Here is a 12587-nt window from a genome sequence, read left to right as displayed (position 1 = left end):
TAATCATGAAAGCATTAAAATTCATTCTTATACTATTTACTATAAACTTATCATTACAAAGTTGTAATTCTGATAAAAACAAAAACGCTCAAACACCTCAGGTTTTCCAATGCCCAATGGCATGTGAAGGAGATAAAACGTACAGCACTCTAGGAAATTGCGCTGTTTGCAAAATGGATTTAGTAGGCATTAATGAAACTTCAAAATCGCTGAAGGACGACGATAACATTTCCGAGGAATCGATATTTAACTTAACCTCCAAATGGCAAACAGAAGAAAACAAAACCGTTGAATTAAAACAACTAAACGGAAAAACCTTAGTAATGGTTATGATTTACACATCGTGTAAGGCTGCTTGTCCAAGACTAGTTGCTGATATGCGAAATATTGAAGCACAACTTCCTCCAAAAAAAATAAAGGACATTCAATTTGTTTTAATAAGCATAGACCCTTTAACTGATACCCCAGAGCGCTTAAAACAGTTTGCTATAGAAAATATTATGGATGGTGATCAATGGACATTTTTGCAAGGCACAGAAAGTGGAGTTCGCGAACTTGCTAATGTACTCTCCATGAAATACAAAGAAATTTCACCTATAGATTTCTCACACTCTAATATTATTAGCGTATTTAATCCCGCTGGAGAATTAATTCATCAACAAGAAGGTCTAGGTGTTGATAACAAAGAAACTATTGAAAGTATACTAAAAACGGTACATTAAGAAACTCAATAAATTTTAGTTTTTAAAACTAAAACAAAACTCCTTTAGTTTCGCTTTTTTCTTATTAAATTAAAGAGCATTAGAGCAATCCCAAAAGGCAATAAAATACTAAAACAAAAAAGCGATAAGTAATAGTTTGGCAGCAACCCACTACCTGTAAAAAATTTATAACCCTGAATGAGTAGTATTAATTCAGTTAACACAAACCCAACTAAAAAGCTATAAACGCCGAAGTAAGTTGTTTTAGAATAAGAAAGTAAATTGTTTTTCAAAATAAAAGAAAACAAAAAACCAGAAACAACACCAAGCATTAATAAATGGATAAAACCAATTACAAAACTGCGGTGACCATAAACCACATTAGTAAAAGCTGGAAAAATAGAAGATGCCTGAAAAATAGTTTTTAAAATAAAACACAGCACAGCAAAACGATACAAATTAATTACTACAAGATTATCTCCACTAGCCACTTTATTCTCCTTAAACTTAATAAGTTTTACAAATAAAACAATTAGAACTAATTGTAGCACAACGCCAACACCATTTATCCAAGGGAATACCATATGCGGTGCAAACCATTGCATAGGTAGAGCAAACGTTAATACAGTTGACACGATTAAAACCCAATAGAAAGCACTAAATAATTTAGAATTTTCTATTTTAAAAAGATGAAAAAACACAGCTAAAACACCAATTAAAAACCACCCATTAAACTGAAAATGCAAAAAGAATTGAATCGCTATTTGATAAAAAGCAGAGGCTTGCCCTAACATGGAAACTGCTGGTCCCAAGCACCAAACTCCAATGGTAGACGTTACCATAAAAACTAGCGCGGTTTTTAATAAACGACTAGTTACTACAGAGGCTGTTTCATGTTGTTTCCAAACCAAATAAACAAAATAATAACTACAAAAAATATGCAAGGTCGAAAAGGAAATAGAAACTGCAGCGTAACCCTGGAAAGGAAAACTTAAAACCATGCCCAAAACAGCAAACTCAGTAACCCAAAACAACTTAGTATAAATAGGCTTTTGTTCTGGAACAAAGTAATGCGCAATACACACATACAGCATTAAATATACCCACCCCAACATTGCCACATGAGAATGTGCATGAGTTAAAAACCTATAATTTACTTCTATAGAGCCTAAAAAAGAATACCGTAAAGCTAACCCCAATAAGGCCGCTATTAAAAAATTAAATAAACAAACTACTACTAACTTTTTAGGCATTATTATGGTTTCTGGCATACTAAATATAGTAAACCTTGTTATGGTAAATAAATATAAAACTAATTGTGCAACACGAGTATAGGTTTTGGTAATTTAGAAATATTAATTTTAGTATTTCCTTTTGAAAACAAATGCTCCAAAAAGCCTTCATGCCTTACAAACAACGCCATAAAATCTACAGTATTTGTTTGCAGATAACTTAATACAGCATAATCTATAGGTACCATGTTTACAACATTATATTTACAATTTAATATAGATAAGCTAGATCTATCTTGTTTTACTATGTCTAGATTTTCTTTATTTGGGTTAAGCCTTAAAACATTGAGATGTAATTGATAGGTCTCCATAAATTCTAACAAATCGGTAAATTGATTTCCCTCTATAACATCTCTAGGTCCTACAGATAAAAGTAACTCCTTAATAGGTGTAAACCTGTAACCTTCTGGAATAGCCAATATTTTACAATCCACTTTCCTTATAACATTAATGGCATTACTGCCTAATAAAATTTCTTTGGCACCAGTAGCACCATTGGTTCCCATAACAACAAAGTCTATATTTTTGCTTACTACAGCCTGATTAATAGCATCAATAAACACATCAAAATCAATATGAATTTCAAATTGATAATCGAAGTTTTTATAGGTATTCTCTAATTCTGCCTTTAGCACATAAAGCTTCCCTTTAGGCTCTCGCGTAATAGATTGATAAATACTTTCACTAGGAAAACGCATTAAATCATCGGAAGTGAAACTCCCCATTTTATGCACATTCATGAGATGAAATTTACATTTTTGATTCTTAAAAAAATGCATGGCGTAATGTATGGCATTTATGGAATTAGCCGAAAAATCCGAAAGCAAGAGTATATTTTTCATAATGTTGCCGATTAGTTCTTCAATTTATTTTAAAAAAATCAAAAAAAACATGATCAAAATCACATAAACATCAACAAAACAATTAGTTGCACACGTACACCTTAAAAAAACCAATACTTATAGACAAACAAAAACCCTAGAATATTATAAAATTAATACAGTAGGATTTTTAAATTAAAACAATGATTGCACGTTACTTTTAAACAAAGCGCTTCTCTAACTTTATAGCCTCTGGAAATAAAATATTATTTTCTAAATGTATGTGTAAATGTAAATCCTTTTCAAACTCATCGAGCATAGCGTAAGTTACTTTATACGTATTACAAGCATCTGCCGGTGGGTTATAGTTATTGGTAAGCTCAGCAATTTGTCTAAAACGTTCGCCTTCATTATCATGCTCATTCATCATCATGGTTATTGGATTTTCAACAGTCCCAAAATGTGGTGCTTGTACAGCGCTATGATCTAAAGTCGCTTTCACCATGTTTTTTACAAAAGGAAAAAGTACAAGTTCTTCTTTTTTAAGATGAGCCGATAATTCTCCAGCCGAAGCTGTGAACAATTCGTTCACTTTAAAAAGTTCGGGATGGCGCTCTCCATGCACTCTACAAAGCTTATCTAAAAACTGGCGTAACACAGGTATTTTTTCTTCCACATATCTATGGTGCGTTTTTTCAATATATTCTGCTAGCAAATCTAATGGCCAAGATTTATAATCTATAGATTTACTAGTATCGGTGCTTAGTACAGACTCCAATTCTTCTAACAACATATTACTATCTATCCCCTTTTTTTCGCAAGCAGCTTCCACAGATCGATTACCATTACAGCAAAAATCTATTTTATACTTAGAAAAAACTGCAGCAGTTCTAAAATCTTCTGCTACAAACTCTCCTATATGCTTTTGTGCATCTTTATGTAGTGTTTCCATAATTGTTTTATTTCGGATATTTTTATCCTATTTATATTTAAATTTTTTTTATGCTCTTAAAAATGCAGAACCAGATTTAATATTAAGCGCCAACTCCTCTAAAGTGGTGTTTTCTAGCATGTTTTGTAGCTCGCCTCTAACAACTTTAAATTTATCGTGCGCAGGACATGGATGATTTTCATCACATTTTTCCAAACCTAAACCACACCCCACGTAAATACTATCACCATCGATCGCTTTTACAATTTGGGCTAATTTAACCTGACTGATTCTATCTTTTTGAATTTCAAACCCTCCGTAAGCCCCTTTAACAGAACTCACAATATTATTACGAACTAAAGATTGTAATATTTTTGCAGTAAACGCCTGAGGTGAATTAATTTTCTCGGCGATCTCTTTTGGACTAACTCGCTTATCTTCATAGGACTTTATAGCAATAAAAATTGCTGCTTTAATTCCGTACTCACAAGCTTTAGAAAACATAATACTAATTTTACAATACAAATATATGAAGATATTTTTAAATGGGATAAAAATATCTTTATTAAAACTTAAGAATATTTATTTTTGAACCAAACCTTCTGCCATTCACGTTTTAAAATTAAAAACGTTACCTCTTCTGATAGCTTTAAAACATCATCTCCACTCAAAGCTTTTACATCTTTTTCAGGCACATCTATAATGTAAAGCAAATTTAGATATTCGTTAAATTTTTCTTGAATAAGCCTATAAACTGTTTCATGCAGTAATAATTTTAAGCTAGACGGTAAAACTTCTTCATGAAAATCTAAATCTACATTGGCCAACAAAAAATCTTTGTTAAGCTGTAAAATTAGTTTTTCGTACAAATTCAAAGCATTTGCTTCTTCAATTAAATGATCAAAACTAGTGGGTAACTGCATCTTGTAAATTTACACTTCCGTGGAAAAAATAAAAACTTAAACCGTTCGGTTCATTAAATTACTACCAAACGTTTTAAGCATGGCTTTTTTGTGCTCTGGAATGTTTAAAGATTCTAGTACTGCAAAGGCTTTTAACGTATAAGCTTCTATAGCCTTTTTAGTGGCTTCGGCCGATCCTGTTTTTACAAAATATTCTTTTGCCGTTTCTATTTTTGAAGTAGCATCTTCTGGATTAGAAGCAAACAACTGGCTTAACGCCTTGCTATCTTCCTTATTAGAAAACTCTAAAGCTTTTAAATAAAGATAGGTTTTTTTATTTTCAATAATATCGCCTCCAACCTGTTTACCAAAAGTTTTTGGATCTCCAAAAGCATCTAAATAATCGTCTTGTAATTGAAATGCAATACCCAAATAACGACCAAAACTATAAATATTATCTTGATCTTCTTTTGAAGCCTTTGCAACAATAGCACCCATTTTCATTGCAGCAGCAACTAAAACGGCTGTTTTATATTCAATCATTTTTAAATATTCCGGCACGCTAACATCACTTCTTGTTTCAAAATCAACATCATATTGTTGTCCTTCACAAACCTCCAAAGCTGTTTTACTAAACAATTTAGCAAGTTCTAAAAACACAGGAGCTTCGTAGTTTTCAAAAAGCTGATACGCCATAATAAGCATAGCATCTCCAGAAAGAATACCTGTATTTATATCCCACTTTTCATGAACTGTTTCATGCCCTCTACGCAAAGGAGCGTCGTCCATAATATCATCATGAACTAAAGAGAAGTTATGAAACACTTCAATACTTAAAGCAGCATTTAAAGCATTCTTATAATCGTCTGCAAATATATCGGCAGCCATTAAAGTTAAAATAGGCCGTAATCGCTTTCCTCCTAATTCTAAAATATATTGAATTGGTGCGTAAAGATTTTCAGGCTCTTTTACAGTAGAATACGTTTCTAAATATTCTATAAACTCGTGTTGGTATTTTTCTATTGCAAGCATCGCGCAAAAATAAAGGAATTCAACTTATTAAAAACCCTGAAAGTAAATTTAATATTAAAAAACCATTAAAACTCAGGAAACTATTTTTGTTTTTAAAGTTTCCTGTTGTACATTTGCCACGAATTATGAGACAAAAGATAATAATAAAAGCTACCGATCTATTTTTAAACCTAGGGTTTAAAAGTGTAACTATGGACGATATTGCTCACGAAATGGGTATATCGAAGAAAACCATTTATGTGCATTTCGCTAATAAAACAAAACTAGTAGAAGCGGTTTCATTTTCTGTTTTTGATAGTATTTGCGATGGCATTGATGGTATTTGCGACAAATCGATAAACCCAATTGAGGAACTGTACGACATAAAGATGTTTGTAATGAATAATTTAGAGAGTGAAAAATCATCTCCTCAATTTCAGCTTAAAAAATATTACCCTCAAATCTATGCCACGTTACATTTAAAACAATTTGAAAAAATGCACCATTCTGTAAGCGATAGTTTGCAAAAAGGTATCGACACTCAACTGTTTAGAGCCAACATAGATATCGATTTTATTTCTAGAATGTACTTTAATGGGATGACGGGTATTAAAGACGGCACCATTTTTTCTCCAGAATTATTCTCTATGGATTACTTAATGGAAAGCTACTTAGAATACCATTTACGAGCCATTGTAACACAAAAAGGATTTGAAATTTTAAATAAATTTATAACAAAAACTCAATCATAAAATGAAAAACAAACTAATTATATTTTTTAGTTTATTAGTTTCTATAACAGCTATTTCTCAAGAAGAAAACAATAGTTTTTCTTTAGATGCTGCTATAAATTTTGCCTTAGAAAATAATAGAACAGCAAAAAATGCCTCTAGAGATATAGACGCAGCTAAGGAACAAAAATGGGAAACTACTGCAGCAGGTTTGCCACAACTTAATGCAGCAGTAGATTACCAAAACAGTATAAAACAGCAACTGCAAGTTGTAGAAGCCTCTGCTTTTGGCGGTCCAGAAGGCGAGTACACAGCACTAGCCCTTGGTCTAGAACAAAGCTTAATAGGTTCTGCAACGTTAAGCCAGTTATTGTTTGATGGATCTTACATTGTTGGTTTACAATCGGCCAAAGTATATTTAGAAATCTCTAAAAATGCTAAAACTAAAACAGACTTGGAAGTTAGAAAAGCGGTAGTTAATGCATATGGCAATGTATTATTAACAGAAGAGAGTATTGCTATTTTAGAACGTAACAAAACGGCACTTCAAAAAAACCTAGATGAAATTACCAAAATTTACGAAAATGGTTTAGAGGAAGAAGAAAGTGTAGAGCAATTAAAAATTACTTTATCAAGTATTAAAAGCACACTAAACAATAGTATTAGACTTAAGAAAGTAGCTTACCAAATGCTAAATATTACTTTAGGTTTAGATATTGACAACAATACGATACTTACGGATAACCTAGAAACATTAACCGCTCAAAATATCGATTTAGAAATAATTGATAATCCATTTAATATCGAAAATACCATAGATTATAAAATTGCTGAAAATGATAAAACCTCTAAGGAACTGTTATTAAAATTAGAGAAATACAAAAACCTTCCAACACTTAGCGCTTTTTTAAGTGGAGGTTATACTGCCTACAGCCCTGAATTTACATTTTTAGATAGTGATCAAAAATACTACGGATATGCTATTTTTGGAGCCAAATTAAGTGTTCCTGTTTTTACTTCTGGAGCAACAAAATCTAAAATACAACGCGCAAAAATTAATTTAGAAAAGGCCGAAGATGATTTAACAGAAACAGAGCAACAATTAAAACTCCAAATTGCATCGGCTAAAAGTGATTATCAATTCGCTATTGAAGAGTACACCAATAAAAAAGAAAACTTAAACCTTGCCGAACGTATTGAAACTAAAAACCAAACCAAATTTTTTGAAGGTATTGCATCTAGTTTCGATCTAAGACAAGCACAAACACAACTTTACACGGCACAGCAAGAGTTTTTACAAGCTATGCTTAATGTAATAAACAATAAAGTGGCGTTAGAAACCATTACAAATCAAACAAACTAATTCATCATCAAAATAAAAAATTAATAAACTCAACAATACAATGAAACATATATATTCACTCTTAGCCATTGCACTAGTTCTTTCTTCTTGTGGTAGCGAAAAAAAACAATCTGTAGAAGATGTTATCGCAACCAATAATTTAGAATTAATTCACCAAAAGAAAGCCGAACTAGAAACTGTTGAACAAGAGCTTGCTGGGCAACTAAAACTTCTAGAAATAAAAATTAAAGAAATAGATCCTTTAGAAAAAATTCCGTTAATCACGACTTTCGAAGCTAAATACTCAGTTTTTCAACACTACGTGGAATTACAAGGTAACGTAGACACTAAACAAAACATTGTTATATACCCAGAATACACGGGTATTTTATCTCACGTTTATGTTAAAGAAGGTCAACGTGTTACTAAAGGGCAATCGCTTGCTAAAATTGACGATGGTGGCTTAAACCAGCAATTATCGCAATTAAAAATTCAAACAGCTTTAGCAAAAACAACTTTTGAACGTCAAGAACGCTTATGGAGCCAAAAAATAGGTAGTGAAATTCAATACTTACAAGCAAAAGCTTCTTACGACGCACAAGTACAGGCTGTAGGCCAATTGCAACAACAATTAAGTAAAACTATTGTTAGAGCGCCATTTACAGGTACTATTGACGATGTTATTACGGAACAAGGTAGTGTTGTTGGCCCAGCTCAATCACAACTTTTTCGTATTGTAAACCTTCAAGATATGTATATTGAAACCGATGTACCAGAACGTTATATTACCGAGTTAGCACCCGGAAAAGATGTAAAAGTAAACTTCCCAATACTTAACAAGCAAATAGATGCAAAAGTACGTCAGGCCGGAAACTTTATAAACCCTGCAAACCGAACATTTAAAATTGAAATTGGTATTGATAATAAGGATAGAACTATTAAGCCCAACTTAACGGCAAAGCTTAAAATTAACGATTACACTAACGATAAAGCCATACTTATTCCACAAAGTATTATTTCAGAAAATGCTGAAGGCAAACAATATGTTTACGCCATTAGTGATAAAGCCGACAACCAAGCTAAAGCAAAACGTGTTTTTATTGAAACAGGAAAAACGCAAGGCGATTACATAGAAATTCTTTCTGGACTAGAAAACGGAAGCGAAATTATAAACGAAGGAGCCAGAAGCGTAAAAGACGGACAAAGCGTTAAGATTTTAATTACTGAATAAAAATCAATCTAAATTCTAGACCATTAATACTAACGTCTAAAGATTAAATACTGATGAGTAAAAAGAAGAAAGAAGTAATAAAAGAATTTGGCTTAGCGTCTTGGGCAATAGACAATAAAACAACAATGTATGTTTTAATTGCGCTCATACTTTTTCTTGGAACGGGATCTTACTTTAGCATGCCTAGAGAGAACTTTCCAGAAATTAAAGAAACCAAAATTTATATTAGTTCCATTTACCCTGGTAATACTGCCGAGGATATTGAAAAACTAATAACCGACCCTATTGAGGATAAATTAAAAACACTAAGTAATGTAGTTGAAATCACCTCAACATCACAAGAAGATTACTCTATTGTCGTTGTAGAATTCGATGAAAAAATTACTGTTGAAGCTGCCAAACAAAAGGTTAAAGATGAAATAGATTCAGAATCTTCGGGAGAAGATTGGCCAACATTTAACGGCGCTAAGGTAGAACCCAATGTGTTCGATTTAAGTATGTCGGAAGAAATCCCGATTCTAAACATTAATATCTCTGGAGATTATCCTGTAGATAGACTTAAGGAATTTGGAGAATATCTTGAAGATGAAATTGAAAACCTTCAAGAAATTAAACAAGTTGATATTCGTGGTGCTCAAGAAAAAGAAGTTGAAGTTGCTGTAGACATCTACCAAATGATGGCTGCTCAAGTAAGTTTCGATGATATTCTAAATGCTATTGGAAGAGAAAACATGACCATGTCTGCCGGGAATTTAATTTCTAGTGGACAAAGACGTACTATTAGAATTTTAGGTGAAATTGAAGACCCAAAAGAGTTAGAAGGCTTTGTTGTAAAATCTGAAATGAACAACCCTATTTATTTAAAAGATGTTGCCAAAGTAAGTTTTAAAGACGAAGACAAAACAACTTACGCTAGAGAATTCGGGCACCAAGTGGTTATGCTAGACGTTAAAAAACGTGCCGGAAAAAACATGGTTGCGGCCGCCGAACAAATAGAAGTTATTGTTGCCGATGCTATCAAAAATGTATTTCCACCAGATCTTAAAGTTACTATTGCTAACGATCAATCGTCTAAAACCATTGGGCAAGTAGACGATTTAGTAAACAATATTATTTTTGGTATTATATTAGTTGTTACCGTTTTAATGTTCTTTTTAGGATTTAAAAACGCACTTTTTGTTGGTTTCGCCATTCCAATGTCTATGTTTATGTCTTTAATGATACTAGATTTATTGGGCTACACCATGAACACCATGATCCTTTTCGGACTTATTATGGGTCTTGGTATGCTAGTAGATAACGGTATTGTAGTGGTAGAAAATGTATATCGCCTTATGAGTGAAGAAGGCATGAGCCGTATTGAAGCTGCTAAAAAAGGTATTGGAGAAATTGCTTATCCTATTATTATATCTACCGCAACTACGGTTGCTGCCTTTATTCCTTTAGGGCTATGGCCAGGTGTTATGGGACAATTTATGAAGTATTTCCCAATTACGCTTTCGGTAGTTTTAGGGTCTTCACTATTTGTGGCTATATTTTTCAACTCTGTTTTAGTATCTAAATACATGACGGTTGAGGATAAAAACATGCCTTTAAAACAAATTGTTAGAATTTCGGCAATATTTGGAATTATCGGACTTTTAATTATGTTCTTTGGAGGTAGTTACAACGCCTTAGGAACACTAATGGTTTTTGTTGTTATCCTGCTTTGGATCTACCGCTTATTTCTTAGAAATTGGTCTAATAGTTTTCAAAATAAAGTATTACCACTTTGGGAGAAAGCTTACGAAAAATCATTACGCTACGCCTTAAGTGGCAAAAAACCAATACTTATTACTGTTGGTACTTTTATCTTGTTAATTGTTGCCTTTATGGGCTTTGGCGCATCGGTAGGAAGCCAGCGTACCAAAGTAGAGTTTTTCCCAGACAATAAACCAAATCAAATTATTGTATATATCGAATATCCAGAAGGTACAGATATTAAAAAAACGAATGCCATTACAAAAGATATTGAAGGTCGTGTTTACAAAATATTGAACGACGATATGTACATGAATGAAGGTTTTAACTTTTTAACCGAAAGTGCTGTATCTCAAGTTGGGGAAGGCGCCGGAAACCCACAAACGGATGGTGGTTCTGCTGCAGAAATGCCACACCGCGCAAAAATTACCGCAAGCATGCGCGAGTATAAATTTAGAGAAGGCGCAGATAGCCAAGAGCTTCTTAAAAAGGTACAAGCCGATTTAAAAGATATTTATCCAGGTATTGCTATTTCAGTTGAAAAAGATGCAAACGGTCCACCCGCGGGTTACCCTATTAATGTTGAATTAGAAGGAAATGATTATAGCGAGCTTATTGCTACGGCAGAAAGCATGCGTGATTTCATAAATTCTAAAAACGTACAAGGTATAGATGAATTAAAGATTGATGTAAACAAATCTAAACCATCCATGCAAGTTATTGTAGACAGAAAGAAAGCTGGAGAACTTGGAGTTTCTACAGGGCAAGTTGGTCAACAATTACGTAATGCAATCTTCGGATCTAAAGCTGGTATTTACAAAGAAGATGGTGACGATTACGACATCTATGTACGTTTCAATAAAGAAGACCGCTATAATACTAGTGCTATTTTCAATCAGAAAATGACATTTAGAGATATGGCTTCTGGGCAAGTTAAAGAGATTCCGGTTTCTGCAGTAGCCAAGCAAAGCAACACCTCTGGTTTTAGCGCCATAAAACATAAAGATGTAAAACGTGTTGTAACGCTTTACTCTGCTTTGGCTCCTGGTTATACCGATGCTGCTGCTATTGTTTCTAAAATACAGAACGAAATGAAAAGCTTTACACAAAAGCCCAATGATGTTACTATAGATTATACCGGACAAATTGAAGAACAGAATAAACAAATGGCCTTTTTAATGGGCGCCTTTTTTACAGGTTTAGGTTTAATTTTCTTCATACTAATATTCCAATTTAACTCGGTTTCAAAACCAGGAATCATCATGTTAGCTATCTTTTTAAGTTTAATTGGTGTATTTGGAGGTATTGTACTTACAGGAAGTTCTTTCGTTATTATGATGACCATGATGGGTATTATCTCACTTGCGGGAATTGTAGTAAACAACGGTGTGGTACTATTAGATTACACCCAACTTTTAATTGACAGAAGAAAGGCTAAGCACGATTTAGACGGCGATGAATATTTGCAAACTGCCGAATTGCTAGAGGCTATTATTAATGGAGGAAAAGCACGTTTGCGACCTGTATTATTAACGGCTATAACAACAATTCTAGGTTTAGTACCGTTAGCTATTGGATTAAACATTAATTTTTTCACCTTATTTAGCGAGTTTAATCCTCATATCTATATGGGTGGAGACAATGTTATTTTTTGGGGACCACTAGCATGGACTGTAATTTATGGTTTATTCATTGCAACCTTTTTAACGTTAATTGTTGTTCCTATTTTATTTTACCTTGTAACAAGATTAAAAATGAAAATCTATAGCAATCGTGTTACAGGATTAAAATCGATTGACGACAAACATGTTTTTAATACAAATAAAAGAATAGAAGACTAATTTAATTGTGTGACTAACTCGATTAATAGCGAAAACCCAGACTT

Annotated in this window: 11 protein-coding genes; 5 read left to right on the top strand and 6 right to left on the bottom strand. The window is 32.9% G+C overall.

The annotated features are described in order from the left end of the window. Positions 1-5: 5 nt before the first annotated feature. On the top strand, positions 6-722 hold the full coding sequence (locus ACJJV4_RS12945) for an SCO family protein (RefSeq protein WP_405295069.1): 717 nt from the start codon (positions 6-8) through the stop codon (positions 720-722). A 44-nt stretch (positions 723-766) separates the two neighbouring features. On the opposite strand, the gene ACJJV4_RS12940 is transcribed toward ACJJV4_RS12945, so the two are convergent. From ACJJV4_RS12940 to ACJJV4_RS12915, 6 genes are all read right to left on the bottom strand, one after another. Further along, complete coding sequence (locus tag ACJJV4_RS12940; RefSeq protein WP_405295067.1) at positions 767-1972, bottom strand: hypothetical protein; 1206 nt, start codon at positions 1970-1972, stop codon at positions 767-769. Between the two features lie 41 nt (positions 1973-2013). Beyond that, a complete protein-coding gene (locus ACJJV4_RS12935; protein WP_405295065.1) occupies positions 2014-2835 on the bottom strand; it encodes a universal stress protein in 822 nt (273 codons plus the stop codon). Between the two features lie 199 nt (positions 2836-3034). Further along, positions 3035-3766, bottom strand: a complete 732-nt coding sequence (gene ric, locus ACJJV4_RS12930) for an iron-sulfur cluster repair di-iron protein (protein ID WP_405295063.1) — start codon at positions 3764-3766, stop codon at positions 3035-3037. 48 nt (positions 3767-3814) lie between these two features. Then, complete coding sequence (locus ACJJV4_RS12925; protein ID WP_405295061.1) at positions 3815-4249, bottom strand: RrF2 family transcriptional regulator; 435 nt, start codon at positions 4247-4249, stop codon at positions 3815-3817. Positions 4250-4317: 68 nt separating this feature from the next. Then, the gene (locus ACJJV4_RS12920) at positions 4318-4668 is read right to left on the bottom strand and encodes a hypothetical protein (protein WP_405295059.1); all 351 of its coding nucleotides are present in this window, start codon (positions 4666-4668) and stop codon (positions 4318-4320) included. Positions 4669-4704: 36 nt separating this feature from the next. After that, a complete protein-coding gene (locus tag ACJJV4_RS12915; RefSeq protein ID WP_405295057.1) occupies positions 4705-5679 on the bottom strand; it encodes a polyprenyl synthetase family protein in 975 nt (324 codons plus the stop codon). A 125-nt stretch (positions 5680-5804) separates the two neighbouring features. Between ACJJV4_RS12915 and ACJJV4_RS12910 the strand changes: the two genes are divergently transcribed. The 4 genes from ACJJV4_RS12910 to ACJJV4_RS12895 are packed head-to-tail and all read left to right on the top strand — an operon-like array spanning position 5805 to position 12543. Further along, complete coding sequence (locus ACJJV4_RS12910) at positions 5805-6410, top strand: TetR/AcrR family transcriptional regulator (RefSeq protein ID WP_405295055.1); 606 nt, start codon at positions 5805-5807, stop codon at positions 6408-6410. Position 6411: 1 nt separating this feature from the next. After that, positions 6412-7752: a TolC family protein gene (locus ACJJV4_RS12905; RefSeq protein ID WP_405295053.1), complete on the top strand. Its 1341-nt coding sequence runs from the start codon at positions 6412-6414 to the stop codon at positions 7750-7752. A gap of 40 nt (positions 7753-7792) precedes the next feature. Next, positions 7793-8962, top strand: coding sequence for an efflux RND transporter periplasmic adaptor subunit (locus ACJJV4_RS12900; protein WP_405295051.1), 1170 nt, complete (start codon positions 7793-7795; stop codon positions 8960-8962). 53 nt (positions 8963-9015) lie between these two features. Continuing rightward, complete coding sequence (locus tag ACJJV4_RS12895; RefSeq protein WP_405295049.1) at positions 9016-12543, top strand: efflux RND transporter permease subunit; 3528 nt, start codon at positions 9016-9018, stop codon at positions 12541-12543. Positions 12544-12587 lie beyond the last annotated feature (44 nt).

The organism is Algibacter sp. Ld11, from assembly GCF_045066735.1.
In the GTDB taxonomy this organism is placed as follows: Bacteria; Bacteroidota; Bacteroidia; order Flavobacteriales; family Flavobacteriaceae; genus Algibacter.
The sequence above is the reverse complement of the archived record's forward strand: the minus strand, read 5'-3'. Positions and strand labels throughout refer to the sequence as shown.